General features: G+C 69.9%; 23 protein-coding genes. 16 read left to right on the top strand and 7 right to left on the bottom strand.

The features are described 5' to 3' along the window. Window positions 1-65 precede the first annotated feature (65 nt). The 4 genes from ACFSJG_RS21015 to casG are packed head-to-tail and all read right to left on the bottom strand — an operon-like array spanning window position 66 to window position 3211. Window positions 66-590 (bottom strand): nuclear transport factor 2 family protein, encoded by a 525-nt coding sequence (locus ACFSJG_RS21015; protein WP_378487179.1) that lies wholly within the window; start codon window positions 588-590, stop codon window positions 66-68. Beyond that, window positions 587-1042, bottom strand: a complete 456-nt coding sequence (locus tag ACFSJG_RS21010; RefSeq protein ID WP_378487178.1) for an LLM class flavin-dependent oxidoreductase — start codon at window positions 1040-1042, stop codon at window positions 587-589. The genes ACFSJG_RS21015 and ACFSJG_RS21010 overlap by 4 nt, the downstream gene beginning before the upstream one ends. Before the next feature lie 10 nt (window positions 1043-1052). Further along, window positions 1053-1547 carry a nuclear transport factor 2 family protein gene (locus ACFSJG_RS21005; protein ID WP_378487177.1) on the bottom strand — a complete coding sequence of 165 codons (495 nt, stop codon included), beginning with the start codon at window positions 1545-1547 and terminating at the stop codon, window positions 1053-1055. Between the two features lie 5 nt (window positions 1548-1552). Beyond that, the gene (gene casG, locus ACFSJG_RS21000; protein WP_378487176.1) at window positions 1553-3211 is read right to left on the bottom strand and encodes a steroid-24-oyl-CoA synthetase; all 1659 of its coding nucleotides are present in this window, start codon (window positions 3209-3211) and stop codon (window positions 1553-1555) included. A 252-nt stretch (window positions 3212-3463) separates the two neighbouring features. Here casG and casI point away from each other — a divergent pair, with 252 nt between their 5' ends. The 5 genes from casI to ACFSJG_RS20975 all read left to right on the top strand — a co-directional run bounded on the left by casI (window position 3464) and on the right by ACFSJG_RS20975 (window position 9574). Beyond that, on the top strand, window positions 3464-5128 hold the full coding sequence (gene casI, locus ACFSJG_RS20995) for a steroid-22-oyl-CoA synthetase (RefSeq protein WP_378487175.1): 1665 nt from the start codon (window positions 3464-3466) through the stop codon (window positions 5126-5128). Window position 5129: 1 nt separating this feature from the next. Further along, window positions 5130-5984, top strand: a complete 855-nt coding sequence (locus ACFSJG_RS20990) for an SDR family oxidoreductase (RefSeq protein WP_378487174.1) — start codon at window positions 5130-5132, stop codon at window positions 5982-5984. Between the two features lie 35 nt (window positions 5985-6019). Continuing rightward, the gene (locus ACFSJG_RS20985) at window positions 6020-6901 is read left to right on the top strand and encodes an LLM class F420-dependent oxidoreductase (protein ID WP_378487173.1); all 882 of its coding nucleotides are present in this window, start codon (window positions 6020-6022) and stop codon (window positions 6899-6901) included. Between the two features lie 295 nt (window positions 6902-7196). Continuing rightward, window positions 7197-8423 (top strand): acyl-CoA dehydrogenase family protein, encoded by a 1227-nt coding sequence (locus tag ACFSJG_RS20980; protein WP_378487172.1) that lies wholly within the window; start codon window positions 7197-7199, stop codon window positions 8421-8423. After that, window positions 8423-9574 (top strand): acyl-CoA dehydrogenase family protein, encoded by a 1152-nt coding sequence (locus tag ACFSJG_RS20975; protein WP_378487171.1) that lies wholly within the window; start codon window positions 8423-8425, stop codon window positions 9572-9574. Before ACFSJG_RS20980 ends, ACFSJG_RS20975 begins: the two co-directional genes overlap by 1 nt. A 28-nt stretch (window positions 9575-9602) precedes the next feature. Here ACFSJG_RS20975 and ACFSJG_RS20970 read toward each other — a convergent pair whose 3' ends face one another. Further along, the gene (locus ACFSJG_RS20970; RefSeq protein ID WP_378487170.1) at window positions 9603-10022 is read right to left on the bottom strand and encodes a DnaJ family domain-containing protein; all 420 of its coding nucleotides are present in this window, start codon (window positions 10020-10022) and stop codon (window positions 9603-9605) included. A gap of 18 nt (window positions 10023-10040) precedes the next feature. After that, window positions 10041-10604: a helix-turn-helix domain-containing protein gene (locus tag ACFSJG_RS20965; RefSeq protein ID WP_378487169.1), complete on the bottom strand. Its 564-nt coding sequence runs from the start codon at window positions 10602-10604 to the stop codon at window positions 10041-10043. A 67-nt stretch (window positions 10605-10671) separates the two neighbouring features. Between ACFSJG_RS20965 and ACFSJG_RS20960 the strand changes: the two genes are divergently transcribed. Continuing rightward, window positions 10672-11364 carry an AzlC family ABC transporter permease gene (locus tag ACFSJG_RS20960; RefSeq protein WP_378487168.1) on the top strand — a complete coding sequence of 231 codons (693 nt, stop codon included), beginning with the start codon at window positions 10672-10674 and terminating at the stop codon, window positions 11362-11364. After that, complete coding sequence (locus ACFSJG_RS20955; RefSeq protein ID WP_378487167.1) at window positions 11361-11684, top strand: AzlD domain-containing protein; 324 nt, start codon at window positions 11361-11363, stop codon at window positions 11682-11684. The genes ACFSJG_RS20960 and ACFSJG_RS20955 overlap by 4 nt, the downstream gene beginning before the upstream one ends. Before the next feature lie 138 nt (window positions 11685-11822). On the opposite strand, the gene ACFSJG_RS20950 is transcribed toward ACFSJG_RS20955, so the two are convergent. Then, complete coding sequence (locus ACFSJG_RS20950; protein WP_378487166.1) at window positions 11823-12299, bottom strand: nuclear transport factor 2 family protein; 477 nt, start codon at window positions 12297-12299, stop codon at window positions 11823-11825. A 130-nt stretch (window positions 12300-12429) separates the two neighbouring features. Between ACFSJG_RS20950 and ACFSJG_RS20945 the strand changes: the two genes are divergently transcribed. The 9 genes from ACFSJG_RS20945 to ACFSJG_RS20905 all read left to right on the top strand — a co-directional run. Beyond that, entirely contained in the window at window positions 12430-13911 is a 1482-nt protein-coding gene (locus ACFSJG_RS20945) for an MFS transporter (RefSeq protein WP_378487165.1), read from the top strand. A gap of 37 nt (window positions 13912-13948) precedes the next feature. Continuing rightward, entirely contained in the window at window positions 13949-15115 is a 1167-nt protein-coding gene (locus ACFSJG_RS20940; protein ID WP_378487164.1) for an acyl-CoA dehydrogenase family protein, read from the top strand. Next, window positions 15112-16050 (top strand): bifunctional MaoC family dehydratase N-terminal/OB-fold nucleic acid binding domain-containing protein, encoded by a 939-nt coding sequence (locus ACFSJG_RS20935; RefSeq protein ID WP_378487163.1) that lies wholly within the window; start codon window positions 15112-15114, stop codon window positions 16048-16050. Before ACFSJG_RS20940 ends, ACFSJG_RS20935 begins: the two co-directional genes overlap by 4 nt. Beyond that, window positions 16050-17156 (top strand): acyl-CoA dehydrogenase family protein, encoded by a 1107-nt coding sequence (locus ACFSJG_RS20930; protein WP_378487162.1) that lies wholly within the window; start codon window positions 16050-16052, stop codon window positions 17154-17156. Before ACFSJG_RS20935 ends, ACFSJG_RS20930 begins: the two co-directional genes overlap by 1 nt. Further along, the gene (locus ACFSJG_RS20925) at window positions 17153-17590 is read left to right on the top strand and encodes a MaoC family dehydratase (RefSeq protein ID WP_378487161.1); all 438 of its coding nucleotides are present in this window, start codon (window positions 17153-17155) and stop codon (window positions 17588-17590) included. Before ACFSJG_RS20930 ends, ACFSJG_RS20925 begins: the two co-directional genes overlap by 4 nt. Continuing rightward, window positions 17587-18759 (top strand): lipid-transfer protein, encoded by a 1173-nt coding sequence (locus tag ACFSJG_RS20920; protein WP_378487160.1) that lies wholly within the window; start codon window positions 17587-17589, stop codon window positions 18757-18759. Before ACFSJG_RS20925 ends, ACFSJG_RS20920 begins: the two co-directional genes overlap by 4 nt. 26 nt (window positions 18760-18785) lie before the next feature. After that, complete coding sequence (locus ACFSJG_RS20915; RefSeq protein ID WP_378487159.1) at window positions 18786-19616, top strand: MaoC/PaaZ C-terminal domain-containing protein; 831 nt, start codon at window positions 18786-18788, stop codon at window positions 19614-19616. Window positions 19617-19648: 32 nt separating this feature from the next. Continuing rightward, entirely contained in the window at window positions 19649-20449 is an 801-nt protein-coding gene (locus ACFSJG_RS20910; RefSeq protein ID WP_378487158.1) for an SDR family oxidoreductase, read from the top strand. Window positions 20450-20474: 25 nt separating this feature from the next. Then, window positions 20475-21233: SDR family NAD(P)-dependent oxidoreductase (locus ACFSJG_RS20905; protein WP_378487157.1), on the top strand; the 759-nt coding region annotated here is incomplete at its 3' end.

The following is a 21233-nucleotide window of genomic DNA, read 5'->3' as shown; positions in this document are numbered from 1 at the left end:
TCCGCATCATCTGAGCGTGGCAGTCGGGCTGTCTGAGCCGCGTCTCGCCACCTGCGCCCGACTGCTCAGCGGTGCAGTCGGGCGCGGAGCGCGTCGAGCAGGTCGCCGCCGCCACGCGCGCCGCGAGGGCCGTTCGCCTCCGGTGCGGTCATCCTGCCTGCGTCGGAACGGGTCCACTCGCGCACCGCCCAGCGCTCGGCGATCGCCCACCGCCCGTCCCGGCGCTCCATCAGGTCCACGAACCGGGCCCCGCTGGTGAAGTCGCCGCGGCTCGGGTGTCCCCAGTGCACGTTCGTGGCGTACGCCTCGCTGATCGCGACGTCCCCGAACAACTCCACGAGGTGGTTGCCGAGGAAGTGCAGGGTGCCGCCGAGCAACTCGAGCTTCGGTCCCACCCAGGCGATGTACTCGTCGACGGTGCCGTCGAAGCCGGTGTGGTGATCGACGGCGTCCGGGTGGTAGCAGCTGCGCACCAGGTCCAGGTCGAGTCGGTCGATGCCGCGGCAGTACCGCAGCACCACCTCGTGGATCTCCTGCTTGGCGAGTAGATCCCGCACCTCGGGCAGGTTCGGGGAGTGCGTCGCGGTCACTGTGCCTCCTTCTTCAGCCCGACCATCCAGTCCACCAGTGCGGGCACCTTGGCGGCGGTCACACCGAACACGGCGGGACGGAAGACGACGACGGTGGCGCCTGCGATGCCATTGCAGGGCCTTCCCCGCGGTCGCGTCCAGGTCGACCGCGCCTCCGGCGTCGCCAGGAGCACGGGCGGGCGGAGCGTCGCGACGAGCACCGACACACCGAGCCGCGCCCGTCGGGTGACGGCCGCGACCGCCGACAGCAACGAGACCGGCTCGTACCACGGTGTGTCGAGCGCGAACGGAAAACTGTGCACCGCAACGCGTTCGGCGTCGAACCCGAGATGGTCCCCGGTGGAGAGCAGGTCGACGCCCGCGTCGTCGGCCAGGGCGGCCAGTTCGAGGACCTTCCGGACCTCGCCTCCGTAGAGGTTCTCGGCTTCGAGCAGATTGAGGCCGACCTGCACCCGAACTCCTTCAGTCCCCGCGCATCGCCCGTCGCGCGTGCGCGCTCATGTCACCGGTGTGGTCCATGCAGAACAACCGCTGGGCGAATCGCCACCGACCGTCCATGCGCTCGAACCGGTCGAAGTAGCGGCCCGTCAGGATCGGCTGCAACGGCAGGTCGTCCGTGCCCTGCAGCACCGTCACGTACGACACCGCGCTCGCGGAGGCGTTGTCGTCGGCGACGGTGACCAGGATGTTCGTGGTGACGTGCTTGGTTCGCGGCGACGGCGGATCGCCGTACATCGCGATGAACGACTCGTTGGCCTGCCGGACCGCGGCGGCATCCCGATCGACGACGCCGCCGACCGGGACGCCGTCACCGTCACACAGTCCGTAGACGGCGTCGGCGAACAGTGCGGCGACCGCGCCCAGTTCACCGCGGTCGATGAGGTGCGAGTACGAGACGACGAGGTCCCGGACCGCCTCCGTCGCGGCGAGGCGGTCCACCGTCCACTGCAGGTCCATCGACGTCAGAACGTGATCTGTCCGCGCGACACCTTGCCGGTCGCGTTGCGCGGCAACGGTTCCGTCGTCAGGCGCCAGCGGGTCGGCACCTTGAAGTAGGAGAGCCGCTCGGCCGCGAACGCCCGCAGCTCCTCCTCCGACACGGTGGCGCCCGCGCGGACGACGACGATCGCCGCGACCTCCTGGCCCAGATCCTCGTGCGCCTCACCGACGACGACGCACTCGACGACATCGGTGTGCTCGTCGAGGCACTGCTCGATCTCGGTCGGGTAGATGTTCTCGCCGCCGCGCAGGATCAGGTCGGAACGCCGACCCGTCAGCCGCAGCCGGCCGTCGTCGACGCGGCCGAAGTCGCCGGTGTGCAGCCAGCCGTCGCGGATCGAGGAGGCGGTCGCCTCCGGGTTGTCCCAGTAGCCGAGCATGACGTACGGGCTGCGGACGCAGACCTCGCCTTCGTCGCCGTCGGCGACGGGCTCGCCGAACGGGTCGCGGATCTCCATCGCGACACCGAAGATCGGCCTGCCGAGGGTGCCCGGGAACATCTGGACGTCCATCGGGCTGGCGACGGCGATGCCGGTGCTGCACTCGGTGAGGCCGTAGCTGTCGACCAGGGAGTCCTTCGCGAACGGCACCTCGTCCCGGAGTCGCTGCTTGAACGCCACCGACGACGGCGCCGATGCCAGCGCGAACGCCGTCAGCGAGGACGTGTCGTACTTGCGGACGTTGCCGTGCTCGATCAGCCGGGCCGCCATCGTCGGGACCGCACCCCAGTTGGTGACCTTCTCCCGCTCGACCAGAGCGAGGACCCGGTCGACGTCGAATGCGCCCTCGAACAGGACCACGGCGCTGCCGGTGGCCAGGCGCGGAACCACGAGGTTGTGCAGGCTCGCGATGTGGAACAGCGGCGAGGTGAGCAGGTAGCGCAGGTCGCTGGGCCGCGCCGGGTCGTACTCGCGGCCCGCGAAGGCGTCGAGCAGTGCGTCGTTGTACCGGTGGTAGTCCACGACGGCGAGCAGGTTCCGCTGCGAATGCAGCGCACCCTTCGGCTTGCCGCTGGTTCCGCTGGTGAACAGGATGACCGCGGGGTCGTCCTCGGAGACGTCGGCGGTCGGCAGTTCGGCACCGCGGTGCGCCTCGATCAGCCGAGGCACGTCCTCCTCCATCGTCAGGACCGGGACGTCGACGTCCGTCTGTGCGAGGACGGCGGCACGCTTCGCGTCCGCGATCAGCACGCGCGGCGTGGTCAGGCCGACGCCGTGCTCGATCTCGCGCGGCACCCACCAGCCGTTCAGACCGACCGCGATCGCACCGAGCGACTGCGTCGCCCAGAACGCGACAACCCACTCGATCGTGTTGGCGGCGAGGATCCCGACCCGGTCCCCGACCCCGACGCCGTGCTCATCGGCCAGTGCCTGCGCCAGCGCGGCCACCGCGTCGGCGTGCTCGGTGAACGACATGCGCCGCGTCTCGGTGACCAGGTAGTCGCGGTCGCCGTACGCGCGGGAGGCGGTGAGCAGTTCGTGGACGGCGTGATTGCGGTGCCGCATCACCGGCATCTGTGCGCCGCGGACGTCTTCCTCGACCAGTTCGAAGGGTGCGTTCGGGCCGGTCAGCCGGCCGACGACGGCGGCGAGGTATGCCTGCGGGTCGGTGGAGGTGGTCATGCGGTGTGTGGCCTTTCTCACGTCCTCGGAATGCACGAAGGATCACACGCCGGACGGGGTACAGGGAAGGGACTTCCACTGACCGGGACTCCACGGAGGTTCCCGAACCGGCCGTCGTTAGCTTCGGGTCAACGCTGTATCGGGTGGCACCGAGCGAACTCGGGCAAACGGCCCGACAGGCGACCGGGTGCCCTCTACCGTGGCATTCGCGTGTGTCGAGTGCGCCGCAGCGATTGACGTCGAAGGAGTGGAATGGAACGCGCGACGATCGCCGAGATGCTGCTCGACCGGCTGGGTGACCAGCAGCTCGGCACCCGGACCCGGGACCGGGACTGGACATGGGACGAGACGGTCCGGGAGAGCGCTGCCCGGGGCGAGCTGGCCCGGACCCTGCGCGGCGACGGGCCGTTCCACATCGGGGTGCTGCTCGAGAACGTCCCGGAGTTCCTGTTCTGGCTCGGCGGCGCCGCCCTGTCGGGCGCGACGATCGTCGGTATCAACCCGACCCGTCGCGGCGCTGAGCTCGAAGCGGAGATCCGGTACGTCGACTGCCAGCTCATCGTCACCGACGCGGACGGCATGGCGACGCTCAAGGGCCTCGACCTCGGGCTGACCGACGACCGCTTCGTCCTCGTCGACGCCCCCGACTACGCAGCGCGGATCGACGCGCATCGAGTCGAGCCCGCCGCGGACCCGGCAGTCGACGAGAACAGCCTGTTCCTGCTGCTGTTCACGTCCGGCACCACCGGCACGTCGAAGGCCGTCCGGTGCAGCCAGGGCCGGCTCGCGCGACTCGCGTACGCGAACACCGCCAAGTACGGGCACGTCCCCGGCGACGTCGACTACTGCTGCATGCCGCTCTTCCACGGCAACGCGCTGATGGCGCTGTGGGCGCCGGCCCTCGCCAACGGGGCGACCGTCTGCCTTCCCGCGGCTCGGAAGTTCTCGGCATCCGGGTTCCTGCCCGACGTCCGGTACTTCGGCGCCACCTTCTTCACGTACGTCGGCAAGGCGCTGTCCTACCTGATGGCGACGCCCGAGCAGGCCGACGACATCGACAACACCCTGGTGCGCGGCTTCGGAACCGAGGCGTCCCCCGAGGACAAGGCGGAGTTCGTGCGGCGCTTCGGCGCCGAACTCTTCGAGGGTTACGGCTCGTCCGAGGGCGCCGGGTCGGTGCGGCTCGACCCCGCGGCCCCCGAGGGAGCACTGGGCCGTCCGGCGCACGACGAGATCGCGGTCGTCAACCCGGACACGCTGGTCGAGTGCGAGCGGGCCCGGCTCGACGAGCACGGCCGCGTCCTCAACCCCGACGAGGCGATCGGCGAGATGATCGACCGCGGCGGCGCCAAGCGGTTCGAGGGCTACTACAAGAACGAGCAGGCGGTCGCGGACCGCATCAAGCACGGCTGGTACTGGACCGGCGACCTCGGCTACGTCGACGAGGCCGGTTTCATCTACTTCGCCGGACGCAAGGGCGACTGGATCCGCGTGGACGGGGAGAACACGTCCGCGCTGATGATCGAACGGATCCTGCGCAGGCACCCGAAGGTGATCGCCACCGGCGTGTACGCAATCCCGGACCCGAAGTCCGGCGACCAGGTGATGGCCGCGATCGAGGTGTCGGACCAGACGGACTTCGACCCGGAGGAGTTCGCGTCGTTCCTCGCCGGCCAGGACGACCTCGGCACCAAGGCCGCACCCCGATTCGTCAGGGTGTCAACGGATCTCCCGGTCACCGGATCCAACAAGGTGCTCAAGCGTGAACTGCAGTCGCAGTTGTGGCGGTGCGACGAACCGGTGTACCGCTGGGAGGGAAGAGGACTCCCGCAGTACGTGTCGATGTCCGACGATGACAAGCGTGAACTGGAAGCGCAATTCTCGGCATCGGGCCGGACGCGGTTCCTCGGTGTCTGACGTGACCGAACCGGCCGTGACCGAGTCGGCAGGGCCGAGTGGCCGTCCGGTCGCATTCGTGACCGGTGCGAGCCGGGGAATCGGACGGGAGGTCGCACTCGCGTTCGCCCGCAAGGGATTCGACGTCGTCATCACCGCGCGCACGGTGCGGGAGGGTGACGGACGGGTCGCGCCCCGCACCCACGGTGCCGACATTCCGGTGCCCGGCAGCCTCGACACCACCGCCGCCGAGATCCGGGCGCTCGGGGTGGACGCGCTCGCCGTCCCCATGGACCTGCTCGACGGCGCGTCGGTGCTCGCCGCCGCCGACCGGGTACTCGCCGACTGGGGCCGCGTCGACGTGCTCGTCAACAACGCGTACGCCCAGACCGCGGGCAACATGGACCGGCTGCTCGACGTCGACCTGGCCGACGCCACCGTGATGATGAAGGGCAACTACCTCCACCAGCTCGCTCTCGTCCAGCGGGTCCTGCCCGCGATGGTCGCGAAGGGCGGCGGTGTGCTGGTGAACCTGGTGTCGGGATCGGCGACCACGGACCCGCCCGCGCCTCCCGGTGAAGGTGGCTGGGGACTGTCCTACGCGGCGTCCAAGGCGGCGTTCGGTCGACTGGCGGGCGCCGTGAACGCGGAGTTCCGGCACCTCGGGGTGCGCGCGTTCAACCTCAGCCCCGGCTTCGTCGTCACCGAATCGGGCGCGGCGCGGGGCGGGACCGGCGCCATCGCCGACAAGGGATTCGACCCGGTCCCCGCCACCGTGCCCGCCGAGGCGGCGGTGTGGCTCGCGACCGATCCGGGCGCCGACCGGTACCTCGGCAAGGTGGTGTGGGCTCCGACGCTGCTCGACAGCGCGGCCTGACGGAACGAGATGTTCGGCAACGAGGAGGGTGTGCAGTGAAGCTCGGTGTGGTGATGCCGGTCGAGCTCGGTATGGCGGGCGACCCGGAGCAGGTGCTGCGGTTCGCGCGGGCGGCGGAGTCGCTGGGCTTCGACGAGATCTCGGCGGTCGAGCACGCGGTGGTGATCGCGGACACGGCCAGCGAGTACCCCTACTCGCCGACCGGCAAGTCGCACCTGCCCGACGACTGCCCGCTGCCGGACCCGCTGGAGTTGCTCTCGTTCGTCGCGGGCGCGACCACGACGCTGGGCCTCGCGACCGGTGTCCTGGTCGCGCCGAACCACAACCCGGTGGTGCTGGCGAAACGACTGGCGACACTCGACGTGCTGTCCGGTGGCCGGACCCGGATCTGCCTCGGCGTCGGGTGGATGCATGAGGAGATCGAGGCCTGCGGTGGAGACTTCCGCCGCCGCGGCCGATCCACCGACGAGGCGATCGCCGTCATGCGTGCACTGTGGGCAGGTGGTCCGGAGGGTGTCGACTTCGAGGGCGAGTTCACCCGGATCGCCGGAGCCTTCTCGTTCCCCAAGCCGGCCCGGCCGGATGGCGTCCCGCTGTACATCGGCGGTCACAGCGCGGCCGCCGCGACGCGGGCGGGACGGCTCGGTGACGGCTTCCAGCCGCTCGGTCTCGCGGGCGACGACCTGGCCGGCGCCATCGCGACGATGCGCGGTGCCGCCTCGGACGCGGGCCGCGATCCGGCGGAGGTCGCGCTGGTCCTCGGCGCGACCCTGCCGCGGATGAACGCGGAGAAGGCCGACTGGGCGGCCGCGCTCGGGGCCGACCGGATCCTGCTGTCCGCGTCCCGCCGGGCCACGACGCTCGATGCCGTCCTCGACGAGATGGCCGGCTGCGCGGAACTGATGAATTTGGCCTGAGCCGCCCCTGCCCGCACTGTTGAATGGGAGTTCGGTCGCTGGTTTCCCTCGGGAAGCCGGTCGCCGAACTCCCATTTTCGTCTTCGTGGCGGCGAATTCTGGTTATCTGAACGCCCCTCGTCCGCCTTGCTCGAGGCTTCTGCCGGTGACAGCATAAAACCAGCTAGAGCGAAGTATCTGCGCATCGTGCACCGAGGCGTTGCCGGTTCGTCGTTGACGCTCAACCCGTGCGAAGCTAGATTAACTTCCGCGGTCGCGGCACCGAGGCCGATCCGCTCGAGCGTGGGGAGTGCAGATGGATTTGGCGTGGTCCGCGGACGACGCGGCGTTCCGTGACGAGGTCGTGGCGTTTCTCGACGAGAAGCTGACGCCCGAGCTGCGGCAGTCCGGCCGACTGATGACGAGTGTGTACTCGGATCACGAGGCGAGCATGGAGTGGCAGCGCATCCTGCACGAGCGCGGCTGGGCCGCACCGGCATGGCCGGTCGAGCACGGCGGCTGCGACTGGAGCCTCACCCAGCACTACATCTTCAGCCGCGAATCCACCCTCGCGGGCGCCCCGTCGCTCTCGCCGATGGGCATCCGGATGGTCTCGCACGCCATCGTCGCGTTCGGCACCCAGGAGCAGAAGGACTTCTTCCTGCCCGGCATCCTGACCGGCGACGTGTTCTTCTGCCAGGGCTACTCCGAGCCCGAGGCCGGATCGGACCTCGCGTCGCTGTCGATGGCCGCGGTCGACGACGGCGACGACCTGATCTGCACCGGCAGCAAGATCTGGACCACCCACGCCACCGAGGCGAACTGGATGTTCTGCCTCGTCCGCACCACGAAGTCCGAGAAGAAGCAGAACGGCATCACCTTCCTGCTGATCGACATGAACTCCCCAGGCATCGAGATCCGCCCGCTCGTCATGTCGTCCGGCGAGGAGGTGCAGAACCAGGTCTTCTTCGACCAGGTCCGCGTCCCCAAGTCGAACGTCATCGGCAAGATCGACGAGGGCTGGACCGTCGCCAAGTACCTGCTCCTGTTCGAGCGAGGTGGCGGAGCAGCCGCACCCGGGCTGCAGGTCATGGCGGAGTCCGTCGCCGAGGCCGCCAAGCATCAGCCCGGACCGAACGGCCGCCCCCTCATCGAGGACCCGGCCTTCGCGGCGAAGCTCGCCGAGGCCCGCATCCGGACCAAGGTTCTCGAGGTGCTCGAGTTCCGGACCCTGTCCGCCGGTGTGGACGTGAACGGTGCCGCGTCGTCGATGCTCAAGGTGCTCGGCACCGAACTCAGCCAGCGCATCACCGAGATCGCCCTCGAGGCGGCCGGTCCGCGCGGTCGGGTGTACCAGCCGCACGCCACCGCCCCCGGCGGCCCGATCGCCGACTTCGTCGAACCCGACGGCGGCTACGTCAGTGGCGAGCCGTGGCAGGCCGTCGCACCCCTGCGGTACCTCAACGATCGGGCCGGCTCGATCTACGCCGGTAGCAATGAGATTCAGCGGAACATTCTCGCCAAAGCAGCATTGGGGCTCTGATGGACTTCTCCCTGACCAAAGAACAGGAACTTCTCCGCGACGGCCTGGCCAAGTTCCTCGCCGCCCGCTACACCCTCGAGGAGAGCCGCGCCGCTGCAAAGACCGGCATCGGCTGGCAGCCGGAGATCTGGCGTAGCTTCGCCGAGGAACTCGGCATCCTCGGGGCCACCCTCCCCGAGGAGGATGGCGGACTCGGCGGCGGCGCGGTCGAACTGATGGTCGTGACCGAGGAACTCGGCCAGGCGCTGGTCGTCGAACCGTTCGTCGACACCGTCGTGATCGGCACCGGTCTGCTGCGCCGCGCAGGCGGAGAGCGTGCCGCCGCCGTCATCGGCGACATCGTCGAGGGCAACGCCATCACCGCGTTCGCTGCACTGGAGGCCACCTCCGGCGACGACTACGCCAACGTGACGACCACCGCCCGCCGCGACGGCGACGAGTGGGTTCTCGACGGCGGCAAGATCGTCGTCACCAGCGCACCGCTGGCGAGTCACCTGCTCGTCACCGCCCGCACGTCCGGCGAACAGCGGGACCGTGAGGGGGTCTCGCTGTTCGTCGTGACTCTCGACCCGCACAACCCGCCCGCCGGACTGGAGAGCCACAGCTACCGCACGGTCGACGACCGTCAGGCCGCGGACCTCACGTTCACGGGCCTGCGGCTCCCGGCCGACGCACTGCTCGGCGCCCCGGGCGGTGCACTCCCGTCCATCGAGTACGCCGTCGACGAGGCGACGGCCGCGATCGCGTCCGAGGCCGTCGGTCTGATGCGCAAGGTGCTCGCCGACACCGTCGAATACGCCAAGCAGCGCAAGCAGTTCGGGCAGACCATCGGCACCTTCCAGGTGCTGCAGCACCGCATGGTCGACATGTACATGGAGGTCGAGCAGTCCGTCGCCGCCGTGTACCTGGCGATCCTCAACCTCGACGCCGACCCCGTCGAGCGGGCGCTCTGCGTCTCCGCGGCCAAGGCGACCATCGCGCGCGCCGCCCGGTACGTCGGGCAGAACGCGGTCCAGCTGCACGGCGGCATGGGCATGACCGAGGAACTCGCCATCGGCCACTACTTCCGTCGACTGACGGTGATCGAGCACGAGTTCGGCTCTGCAGACCAGCACATCGCACGGTTCGCGGCGCTCACCGCGAGCCGGTAGTACCCCGGCGGGGAGTGCTCGCCCCGCATCAGGGAACTCGTGTATCCGGGGGTCGTCGGGTGCGCCACGCGGCGACGGTGGCGTCGGCGTCCACCTTGTGGACGGGCACGACCGGTGCGCTCGGTGCCCGGAGGTAGTCGGCGATGCGACGGTTCAGGTCCGCGACGAGCTCGCGGACGTCGGGTTCGGTGGGCAGGTCGGCGACGGTCGCGGGGAGGCGCTCGATCTCGCGTCGCAGTTGCAGCGACGGCGGCAGCAGCGCCTCGGTGGACAGGCCCTCGGCCGCGAGTTTGCGCTTGACCCACCACAATTCGTCACCGTCGGCGACGTGGGGGAGGGGTTTGCCCGCGCCCGGCAGGTCGTCGAAGTCGCCGCGCTCCTGAGCGAGCCGGATCTGCCGTTCGACCCACGACTCGAACGGGACGTCCCACGGTTTCCGCTCCGTCATCGCTCCAGTGTGCGCGCGTCAGGTGTGCTCGGACACCAGCACCGCGCGTGTGCCGGGTTCGAGTGCCTGGAAGATGTGGGCGACGTCGCCGGGGTAGGCGATGTAGTCGCCGGGACCGAGTTCCACCGGATCCTCGCGGAGCCCGACGAGGGCGCGGCCGGCGCTGACGATCACGTGCTCGACGACGCCCGGCAGGTGCGGCTCCGATTCGCGCGGCGGCCCGGGCTCGACGTCGAGGCGGTAGATGTCGCGGCGCGCGTTGGGCGGGCACGAGGCGACGAGGGTGACCTGGTAGTCGGTGCGTTCGGAGTACAGCACCGGGCCCTCGCCGGCGCGGATCACCTGGACGCGCGGCCGGGGCGGATCGACGAGCTGTGCGAACTGGATGTCGAGTGCGACGCTCAGCGCCCACAGGGTTTCCACGCTCGGGTTCCCGGTTCCCGCTTCGAGCTGCGACAACGTGGACTTGGCAATACCGGCTCGGCGGGCGACCTCGGTGAGGGACAGTCCGGAGCGGTCGCGTTCCCGCCGCAGCGACGATGCGATGACGTCGAGGGGTGCCTTGCTGCCGTCCGCTGCCATGCGTTCACTGTATCGGGTGATTCGTTCGCCTTGACGAACGAAGGGTGGAACGTTCACTATAAAGATCATGCGTTCGGTGTGGCGAACAATTGATGGCGGACTCCGCAGGGACATCGCACTGGTGTCCCTCGCGGACGGACTCGTCGGCATCTCGTACGGCGCGATCGCCGTCGGACTGGGCTTCGCGCCCTGGGTGCCGGTGCTGATGTCCGTCGTCGTCCTCGCCGGCGCGTCCGAGTTCCTGTTCGTCGGCATCGTCGCCGCAGGGGGAAGTCTGCTGGCCGCGCTCGCGGGCGGTCTGATCGTCAACGCCCGGCACCTCCCGTTCGGACTCGCGGTCGGTGACACCGCCGGGCGCGGCTGGCGGCGTGGGCTCGGTGCGCACCTGCTCAACGACGAGAGCACCGTCTTCGCCCTGGGGCAGCGCGATCCGGACCGCAGGCGCGCCGTGTTCTGGCTCAGCGGAATCGGGATCGGCATCTGCTGGCCCCTCGGCGCCCTGATCGGCGCGACCGTGGGCAGCTTCATCGACGACATCGACGCCTTCGGACTCGACGCCATGTTCCCGGCCGTGCTGCTCGCGCTGGTTGTTCCCGCCCTCCGGGACCGCGCGACCGCGTCGGTGGCACTGGTCGGCGCGGCGATCGCACTCGCGGCCACCCCGTTCCTTCCGACCGGCATCCCGGTCCTGCTTGCACTGGTCGCGCTGGTCGCGTTGATCTGGATCAAGCCCGGACGCACCGAAGCGGTGCCCGCATGACCGCGACCCTGCCGCTGGTGGCGGCGGTCCTCGTGCTCGCCGCAGGCACCTTCGCCTTCCGCTTCGCGGGCCCGGCTCTCCGTGCGCGCGGCGCCGTCCCGGAACGACTCGAAACCGTGCTCGCGATCGGCGCGATCGTGCTGTTGGTCGCGGTCGCGGTGACGGGCGCGGTCACCGAGGACGGCGGCGCCGCCGGCATCGCCCGCCCCGCAGGTGTGCTGATCGGAGGTGTCCTCGCCTGGCGGAAGGCGCCGTTCGTCGTCGTCATCCTCGCCGCCGCCGTGACCGCCGCCGTCCTCCGCCTCCTCGGCGTCCCCTGACCACCCGCGCTCCATTGGCTGAACGTGGCGTTCGTGCGGTCTGACGAGATGAATGTGACGTTCAGCCGAATGGGTGGGGTGGCGCTGCTGTTGGGCTGAAGGTGGCGTTCGTGCGCTCTGACGAGATGAACGTGACGTTCAGCCGGTGGGGAGAGTGACGGGGCGGTCCTCGGTGAAGTCGACGGCGAGTTCCCGGCGCGCGATCAACCAGCGTCCGTTCACGTGCCGGTACCGGTCGAGGTAGCGGATGGCGACGGCGTTGTCCCGGATTCCGCCGTCGCGGCCCGCGTACAGGTGATGGGCGAGGCAGTAGGCGACTGCGGTCGCGCTGTCGCCGTCCGTGTCGACGACGACCTGGTGCACGGCGTGGTGCGTCCCCCGGAGGTGACCGGTCGCGCCGAGGACGGCGGCGGCGATCGCGTCCCCGCCGACCGTGACGACGTCTCCCGCGCCGCGGGTCAGGGCGGCCGGCTGCACGAACTCGGCATCGGCGGTGAACAGGGCCGCCAGCGCACGTTCGTCCCGGGCGTCGACGGCGACCGCGTACCGGCCGGCGAGGTCCGAGCACGATGCGGCGCCCGGGCTGACGGTGACGTCGACGTTCGGCTCACTCATGCGCACGAGTATGCGGTTCCACGGGGTTGGTTCCGGTCGAGAACCCAGTGAATGGGAAATTGTTCCCGCACGGCGTTCCCCGTGTCATAGTCTCGATACTCAAGCTAAAGAGGTTGCAGGGAGGGTGCCGGTGACGCCACCGATTCGCGGGGGCCGCGCGTCCGCCCGGCTCGTCGTCGTCGCACTGGCGTCCTGCGGCATCGTGGTTTCGCTGATGCAGACCATCGTCATGCCGCTGCTCCCGGAGTTCCCGCGACTGCTGAACACCTCGCCCGGCGGGGCCGCGTGGCTGGTCACCGCCAACCTCATCGCGGGTGCCGTCTGCGCGCCCGTCCTCGGTCGGCTCGGCGACATGTACGGCAAGCGCCGGATGCTCCTCGTCGCGTTGGCGGTGATGGCGGCGGGCAGCCTCCTCGGCGCGATGTTCGACGTCTTCGCGGTGGTGCTGGTCGCCCGCGCGTTGCAGGGGGCCGCGATGGGTGTGGTGCCCCTCGGTATCAGCATCATGCGGGACGAACTGCCGCAAGAGCGCGTCGCGGGCGGTATCGCGCTGATGAGTTCGACGCTGGGGGCGGGCGGTGCGATCGGACTGCCGCTCACCGGTGTGGTGGCCGAGCACTTCAGCTGGCACTGGCTGTTCGGTGGTGCGGCGGTCGTCGGGCTGCTGGGCATGCTGGTGGTCTGGTGGGTGGTTCCCGAATCCCCGGTGCGGTCCGGCGGCAAGTTCGACCTCGTCGGCGCGGTCGGACTGTCGGCCGCGCTGGTGTGCCTGCTCCTCGCGATCACGCAGGGCAACGGGTGGGGTTGGCGCAGCGCCCCGGTGCTCGGCCTGTTCGCTGCGGCGACAGTGCTGTTCCTCGCGTGGGGTGTCTACGAACTGCGCCTCGCACCGCCCGGGAAGCGGGCGGCGCGGCAACCGCTGGTGGATCTGCGGGTGTCCGCGCGACGGCAGGTCCTGCTGACGAACCTCGCGTCCATCCTCGTCGGGTTCGCGATGTTCACCTCGTTCATGGTGAGCGCCCAGATCTTCCAGGCCCCCGAGGACACCGGCTACGGCTACGGGATGACGTTGACGATGAGCGGGCTCGCCCTGCTTCCTGGCGGCCTCGCCATGATCGCCTTCTCCCCGGTGACGGCCCACCTGTCGCGCAGTCGGGGGCCGCGCATCACGTTCCTGATCGGGACGGCGATCCTCATGGTCGCGAACTTCACCCGCGCCGTCACACCGCACGAACTGGCGATCGTGATCGTCGCGACGACGGTCACCTCGATCGGCGCGGCACTCGCCTACGGCGCGATCCCGTCGATGATCATGCGGGCCGTCCCCGTATCGGAGACGGCGGCGGCGAACAGTCTCAATGCGCTGGCCCGGTCGCTGGGCACGTCGACGTGCAGCGCCGTGGTCGCGGCCGTCACGACGGCGTCCGTGATGGAGGTGGCGGGCGTCGAGTTCCCGACCCACACGGCGTACGCGGTGGTGTTCGGGATCGGCGCCGCGGCCGCGCTGCTGGCCGTCGTCGTCGGCCTGTTCGTCCCGCGGGACCGGGACGACGAGGAGGACGACCTACCGCTGAGTGAGACCGAGCAGGACCGGGTCGGCATCACTCCGTAGCGTCCGATCTCGCGGAATGCGAGATGGGAGACGGTCGATGGAGTTGAGGGAGTCGGCGGCGCAGCAGGAGTTGCGCCGGGAACTGCGCGCGTACTTCGCGGCCCTGCTGCCGGAGGAGAAGCGGCGCAAGGCCGGCGAAGAGGGCGTGGGTGGGCAGTACTTCCGTGAGGTGGTCAAGCTGCTCGGCCAGGACGGCTGGCTGGGCATCGGCTGGCCCACCGAGTACGGCGGACAGGGCCGCTCCATCGAGGAGCAGTTCGTGTTCTTCGACGAGGTGCAGCGCGCCGGGCTGCCGTTCCCGTTCGTCACCGTCAACACCGTCGGCCCGACGCTGATGAAGTACGGCACCGAGGAGCAGAAGGAACGGTTCCTGCCGGGCATCCTCGCGGGCGACATCGTCTTCGCGATCGGCTACACCGAGCCGGAGGCCGGAACCGACCTGGCGTCGCTGAAGACCCGCGCCGTCCGCGACGGCGACGACTGGATTGTCGACGGCAGCAAGATTTTCACCTCCGGTGCGAACACCGCGGACTACGTGTGGCTCGCCTGCCGCACCGACCCGGACGCGCCGAAGCACCGGGGCATCTCGATCCTGGTGGTGCCGACCGACGACGAGGGATTCTCCTGGTCGCCGATTCCCACTGTCGGTGGGCTCACGGTCACCTCGACGTACTACAGCGGTATCCGCGTCCCGTCGAAGGACGTCATCGGTGACGTCAACGGCGGCTGGCAGCTGATCGCCGCCCAGCTGAACCACGAGCGCATCGGCCTCGCCGCGATTGGCGGCCGCACCTACGGACTGTGGCACCAGGTCCTGGACTGGGCCAAGGACAACGGCGCCATCGAGATCCCCTGGGTGCAGCAGGAGTTCGCGCGCACCCACGCCAAGCTCGAGGCGATGCGCCTGCTGAACTGGAAGATGACCTCGGCCGTCGCCGCGGACACGCTGTCGGGTGCGGATGCGGGCGCCACGAAGGCGTACGGCACCGAGACCCACATCGACGTGTACCGGACCCTGCTCGGCATCCTCGGCGCCGCCGGCCGGATCCGGCCCGAGTCGCCGGGTGCGCTGCTTGCCGGGCAGATCGAGCAGATCTCCCGCCAGGGCATGGTCAACACGTTCGGCGGCGGCGTCAACGAGGTGCTGCGCGACATGGTCGCGACGATGGGCCTCGGCCTGGTTCGAGAGAAGAGGGTCAAGTGAGCGAATTCCTCACCACGCTCAAGGCCTTCGAGGGTCAGGTCCTGACCCCGACGACGTGGGGTCCGGACGAGGTCAACACCCCGATGATCCGGCACTGGGTCGAGACGATGGGCGACACCAACCCGATCCACCTCGACGACGAGGCTGCCCGCGCAACCGGGCGCGACGGCGCCGTCGCGCCCGCCCTCATGGCGCAGGTGTGGACGATGCGTACCTTCACCGACAAGATGGCGAACAACGATCCGTCCCAAGTGTGGACCGACCTGATCGCCACCCTCGACGGCGAGGGCTTCACCTCCGTCGTCGCGACCGACTCGGACTTCGAGTTCCACGTGGAACTGCGTCCCGGCGACCGCGTCTCGCTCACCGAGGTGATCGAGGACGTCTCCGAGGAGAAGAAGACCGGCCTCGGCGTCGGGCACTTCGTCACGACCCTCAAGACGTACTGCAACGGCGACGGCGAGGTCGTCGCGACGCAGCGCTGGCGCACCCTGCGTTTCAAGCCCAAGGCAGCAGAGGGGCCGAAGGGCCTGCGTCCCCGCCCGGCGCTCAACGCCGACAACGCCTTCTGGTTCGAGGCCGCGAAGGAGCACCGTCTGGTGATCCAGCGGTGCACGAACTGCGGTGTGCTGCGCCATCCCACCGGCCCGATGTGCGGTGCCTGCCAGTCGCTCGACTGGGACACCGTCGACGCCTCGGGGCGCGGCACCGTCTACAGCTTCGTGGTCAACCACCACCCGCAGATTCCCGGATTCGAGTACCCGCTCGTCGTGGTGACGATCGAACTCGAGGAGGGCACCCGCCTGATCGCGAACATGACCGGCGTCGCGCCCGGTGACGTAGAGATCGACATGCCGGTGGAACTGGACTGGATCGACGCCGACCCGGATCTGACGCTGCCCGCGTTCCGGCCGGCCGCACGGGAGGACTCGTAATGGACTTCACCTTCAGCGAAGAGCAGGAAGCGATTCGCGCGCTCGCCGACGAGGTCTTCACCAGCAGGGCCGGCATCGACCGGGTCAAGCAGGTCGAGCTGAGCGACGAGCGGATCGACCGCGACCTGTGGCGGGAACTCGCCACGACCGGGCTGCTCGGCATCGCGCTGCCCGAGGACCTCGGCGGCGGCGGGCTCGGTCTGGCCGAGCTGTACGTCCTGCTCGAACAGCAGGGCAGGCACGTCGCTCCGGTGCCGATCTGGCAGTCCGCGCTCGCGGCGCTGGCGGTCGCCGAGTTCGGCACCGACGCCCAGCGCGCCGCGCTGGTCCCGGGAGTCGCCGACGGCAGCAGGTTCCTGACGATCGGGCTCGAGGAGTTCGGCCCGTTCGTCGACGGTGACCCGCAGACCATTGCGACCGAGTCGGGTGGGCAGTGGACCCTGACCGGCGCCAAGGCCGTCGTCCCGATCACCCACGTCGCGGACCGCGCGATCGTCTCGGCGAACACCGGCGACGGCGCCGCGCTGTTCGTCGTCGACCTGGCCGCCTCCGGAGTCTCGGTGGAGCAGACGCAGTCCACCACCTGGGAGATCTGCGGCAACGTCACGTTCGAGTCCGCTCCCGCGGAACTGCTCGCGGGCAGTGCTGCAGTCCAGTGGCTGCTCGATCGGGTGGAGCTCGCGCTCGCAGCCATCCAGATCGGCGTCGGATCCGGTGCTGTCGCGCAGGCCGTCACCTACCTCAACGGCCGGCACCAGTTCGGCCGCCCGCTCGCCACGTTCCAGGCGGTCGGCCACCAGCTCGCGGACTGCTACATCCACCTCGAGGCGATGCGGGTGACCCTGTGGCAGGCGGCGTGGCTGCTGTCCGAGAACCAGGACCCGGGCACCTCGGTGCTCGTCGCGAAGTGGTGGGCCACCGACGCCGGACAGCGCGTCGTGCACCGCACCACCCACCTGCACGGCGGCATGGGCGTCGACACCGACTACCCGGTGCACCGGCACCTGCTGTGGGGCAAGCAGATCGGCGCCACCCTCGGCGGGTCGGCGTCCGACCTCGCCCGGCTCGGTGCGCAGCTCGCGGCCGGTGTAGAGGTGGTCGCGTGACCGCCACCCTGCCGCTCGCCGGACGCTCCTTCGAGGACATCGTCGTGGGAGAGGCGCTGCCCGAGTTGGCGATTCCCCTCACCCGCACCCTGATCGTCTCGACGGCCATCGCGACGCGCGATTTCCAGGACGTGCACCACGACCCTGAGCTGGCGCGCGAGCGCGGGTCCAAGGACGTGTTCATGAACATCCTCACCAGCAACGGGCTGGCGGGTCGGTTCGTCACCGACTGGGCCGGACCGTTCGCCACGATCCGCCGGGTCAAGATCCGCCTCGGCGCTCCGAACTACCCGGGCGACACCATGACGATGACCGGAGAGGTCGTCTCCAAGGAGAACGGTCTCGTCGAGGTGAAGGTCGTCGGCGCGAACAGCCTCGGCAACCACCTGTCCGGCACCGTCACCGTCGCCTACCCGGAAGGTTCAGTTTCGTGAGTCCCCTGTCCGGCGCCGCCGCGATCGTCGGTATCGGCGCCACCGAGTTCTCGAAGAAGTCCGGCCGCACCGAGCTGCAGCTCGCGTGCGAGGCGGTCACCGCCGCGCTCGCCGACGCCGGCATCGACCCCTCCGAGGTGGACGGTCTCACCACGTTCACGATGGAGACGAACGGCGAGATCCTCGTCGCCCGCAACTGCGGCCTCGGGGAACTCAAGTTCTTCTCCCGGATCGGCTACGGCGGCGGCGCGGCCTGCGCCTCGGTGCAGCAGGCCGCGATGGCCGTCGCGACCGGTGTTGCCGAGGTCGTGGTCGTCTACCGCGCGTTCAACGAGCGCTCCGGCACCCGTTTCGGTGCGGGCCAGCACGACCGGCCGATGGACAGCACCGCCGACCGGGCCGCCTATGCCTGGCTGACGCCGCAGGGCCTGTCGACTCCCGCTCAGTGGGTCGCGATGTTCGCCCGCAGGTACATGCACCAATACGGTGCGACGAGTGAGGACTTCGGGCGAGTGGCGGTGGTGGCACGCAAGCATGCCGCGAACAACCCCGCCGCCTGGTTCCACGGCAAGCCCATCACGCTCGAGGACCACCAGAACTCCCGGTGGATCGCCGAGCCGCTGCACCTGCTCGACTGTTGTCAGGAGACCGACGGCGGCCAGGCCCTCGTCGTCGTCTCGGCCGAGCGTGCCAAGAGCCTGCGCAACAAGCCCGCGATCATCAAGGGCGCCGCACAGGGCTCGGGCAAGGACCAGCACATGATGGCGAGCTACTACCGCCCCGACATCACCGGCATCCCGGAGATGGGCCTGGTCGGACGTCAGCTGTACGCGCAGGCCGGCCTCACGCCCGACGACATCAACGCCGCGATCCTCTACGACCACTTCACTCCGCTGGTGCTCCCGCAGTTGGAGGAACTCGGCTTCTGCCGTCCCGGCGAGGCCAAGGACTTCATCCGCGAAGGCAATCTGGAGGTCGGTGGCCGGCTGCCGAGCAACACGCACGGCGGTCAGGTCGGCGAGGCGTACCTGCACGGAGTCAACGGCATCGCCGAAGGGGTCCGGCTGATCCGGGGCACCTCCACGAACCAGCCCGACGGCGTGGAGAACGTGCTCGTCACGGCGGGAACCGCGGTGCCGACGAGCGGTCTGATCCTGGGCGCAGCGTGATCGAACACATCTGAAGGGAAACGAGAATGACGGCAGTACAGCAGAAGTCGACCGGGCTCGAGCAGTCTGAGACGGCACCGTCGTCGTGGCGGGGTGCGGACCTCGGCACCCGCACCGTGGCGTACACCGAGCGCGACGCGATCCTGTACGCGCTCGCGGTGGGCGCGAAGGCCACCGACCTGGACCTCGTGATGGAGGACCGGCTGCGAGTGCTGCCGACGTTCGCACTGACCCTCGCGCAGTGGGCACCGGACGCGCTCGGCTCGCAGGGCGCGTGGGACACCACCACCGCGTTGCACGGCTCGCAGGAGCTGACGGTTCTGGCGCCGCTTCCCCGTTCCGGTGAGATCGCGCTGTCCGCCCGGGTCGGAGAGGTGTGGGACAAGGGCGCCGCCGCCGTCTTCGAGATCGTCGTGGAGAGCGAGTACTTCGTCGCGACCTGGTCGATCTTCGCCCCCGGCTTCGGCGGCTTCGGCGGCGAACGCGGCCCGTCGAAGCCCGCGGGTCCGTCCGGGGACCCGGCGCTGACGACGGATCTGGTGACCGCCGAGAACCAGACGGCCCTGTACCGCCTGCTCGGCGACATGCACCACATCCACATCGATCCGGCCGCGGCGGCGGTGATCGGGCAGCCCCGCCCGATCATGCACGGACTGTGCACCCTCGCCGCGGGCACCCTGCCGCTGGCCCGGGAACTCGGTGTGCACCCCGCAGACCTGACCCGCCTGTCGGGACGCTTTGCGGCCCCGGCATTCCCGGGTGACACGCTGCCGATCCGCGGATGGCGGAGCGAGAGCGGCGTCGACTTCGAGGTCGGTGGCGCGATCACCGGCGCCCACGCCGAGTTCGGGGCCTGACGGCTGTGCCCAATCCTGCCGAGTTCCCGAGCATGCCCAACCCCGCGGACTTCACCGGTCGCGCGGTCCTGATCACCGGCGGCACCAAGGGCATCGGCCGCGTCGTCGCCGAGACGTTCCTCGCCGCGGGCGCGAAGGTCACGGTGTGCGCCCGCAGCGCGTCGGAGACACCGATCGTCGGGGGAGGCGTCGGCGGTGCCGACAATGTGCGCCGTGAGGCCCGGTTCCTGCCGGTCGACGTCCGCGACGCCGACGCGGTGAAGGCGATGGTCGAGACGGCCCGCGCCGAGATGGGCGGTCTCGACGTCCTGATCAACAACGCGGGCGGGTCCCCGGACGCCGACGCGGCGACGGTGTCCACCCGGTTCGTCGACAAGATCGTCGCGCTGAACCTGTTGGCCCCCTTCTACGTTGCGCAGGCCGCGAACGCGGTGATGCAGCAGCAGGAGACCGGTGGGTCGATCGTCAACATCGGGTCGGTCTCCGCGCACGATCCGCAGCCGGGTACCGCCGCGTACTCGGCGGCGAAGGCCGGCCTGCTGATGCTCACCAAGGCGCTCGCACTGGAATGGGCTCCGAAGGTCCGCGTCAACCACATCACCACCGGACTGATCCGCACCGAGTCGGCGGCGTCCGTGTACGGCGAGGACGGCGGCGCCGCGGTCACCCGCACCCTGCCGATCGGCCGGATGGCGGTGCCCTCGGACATCGCAGGCGCGTGCCTGTTCCTCGCGGGACCGCTGTCGGCCTACGTCAACGGTGCGGACCTGGCGGTGCACGGCGGCGGCGAGTACCCCGCCCGCTACCTCGCCACCCACCCCGAAATCAACTGACCCACTTTCTGATCGGAGCACGAACATGGGAATCCTCGACGGAAAGGTCGCGATCGTCACCGGCGCCGGACAGGGCATCGGGCGAGGCATCTCGCTCGCGCTGGCGAAGGAGGGCGCCGCGATCGCGGTCGCGGGTCGCACCGAGTCGAAGCTGCACAAGACGGTCGCCGAGATCGAGGAGTTCGGTGGGCGCGCCATTCCCGTGCGCTGCGACGTCTCCGTCGCCGACGACATCACCGCCACCGTGGAGACGACGGTCGCGGAGCTCGGCGCCGTCGACATCATGGTCAACAACGCCAACGACTCCAAGCCCGGCAAGCTGCTCGACGTCGTCGACGCGGACTTCGAGCGCGCGTTCGCGTCCGGCCCGATGGCGACCCTGCGGTTCATGCGGGCCTGCCACCCGCACATGGTCGCCCGTGGCGGCGGGTCGATCGTGAACCTGGTGACGTCGGCGTCGGTGCGCTGGGACGCGAGCAACTACGGCGTCTACGGCTCGATCAAGGAGGGCACGCGGGTGCTCACCCGCGCCGCGGCCGCCGAGTGGGGCCGCGACGGGATCCGGGTGAACAACGTCGCCCCGCACGCTGTGACGCCCGCGCTGGAGTGGTGGATGGACAAGAACCCGGAGGAGGCCGAGGCGTTCGTCGCCGGCATCCCCCTCGGCCGGGTCGGCGACCCCGAGTCCGACATCGGCCGCGCCGTGGTCTTCCTGTGCTCCGAGGACTCGCGGTACCTCACCGGCTCCACCATGCCCCTGGACGGCGGCCAGTCCCGCTGGGGC

It is taken from the genome of Rhodococcus gannanensis (genome assembly GCF_042681175.1).
GTDB lineage: Bacteria > Actinomycetota > Actinomycetes > Mycobacteriales > Mycobacteriaceae > Rhodococcus_G > Rhodococcus_G gannanensis.
This window is presented reverse-complemented; position numbering and strand designations above follow the sequence as displayed.

Coding starts and splice junctions, on each gene's coding strand:
- ACFSJG_RS20930 (WP_378487162.1), top strand. CDS start 16,050: ATGGACTTCACCTTCAGCGAAGAGCAGGAAGCGATTCGCGCGCTCGCC.
- ACFSJG_RS20980 (WP_378487172.1), top strand. CDS start 7,197: ATGGATTTGGCGTGGTCCGCGGACGACGCGGCGTTCCGTGACGAGGTC.
- ACFSJG_RS20940 (WP_378487164.1), top strand. CDS start 13,949: ATGGAGTTGAGGGAGTCGGCGGCGCAGCAGGAGTTGCGCCGGGAACTG.
- ACFSJG_RS20955 (WP_378487167.1), top strand. CDS start 11,361: ATGACCGCGACCCTGCCGCTGGTGGCGGCGGTCCTCGTGCTCGCCGCA.
- ACFSJG_RS20960 (WP_378487168.1), top strand. CDS start 10,672: ATGCGTTCGGTGTGGCGAACAATTGATGGCGGACTCCGCAGGGACATC.
- ACFSJG_RS20965 (WP_378487169.1), bottom strand. CDS start 10,604: ATGGCAGCGGACGGCAGCAAGGCACCCCTCGACGTCATCGCATCGTCG.
- ACFSJG_RS20950 (WP_378487166.1), bottom strand. CDS start 12,299: ATGAGTGAGCCGAACGTCGACGTCACCGTCAGCCCGGGCGCCGCATCG.
- casG (WP_378487176.1), bottom strand. CDS start 3,211: ATGACCACCTCCACCGACCCGCAGGCATACCTCGCCGCCGTCGTCGGC.
- ACFSJG_RS20970 (WP_378487170.1), bottom strand. CDS start 10,022: ATGACGGAGCGGAAACCGTGGGACGTCCCGTTCGAGTCGTGGGTCGAA.
- ACFSJG_RS20915 (WP_378487159.1), top strand. CDS start 18,786: ATGACGGCAGTACAGCAGAAGTCGACCGGGCTCGAGCAGTCTGAGACG.
- ACFSJG_RS20975 (WP_378487171.1), top strand. CDS start 8,423: ATGGACTTCTCCCTGACCAAAGAACAGGAACTTCTCCGCGACGGCCTG.
- casI (WP_378487175.1), top strand. CDS start 3,464: ATGGAACGCGCGACGATCGCCGAGATGCTGCTCGACCGGCTGGGTGAC.
- ACFSJG_RS21005 (WP_378487177.1), bottom strand. CDS start 1,547: ATGGACCTGCAGTGGACGGTGGACCGCCTCGCCGCGACGGAGGCGGTC.
- ACFSJG_RS20910 (WP_378487158.1), top strand. CDS start 19,649: ATGCCCAACCCCGCGGACTTCACCGGTCGCGCGGTCCTGATCACCGGC.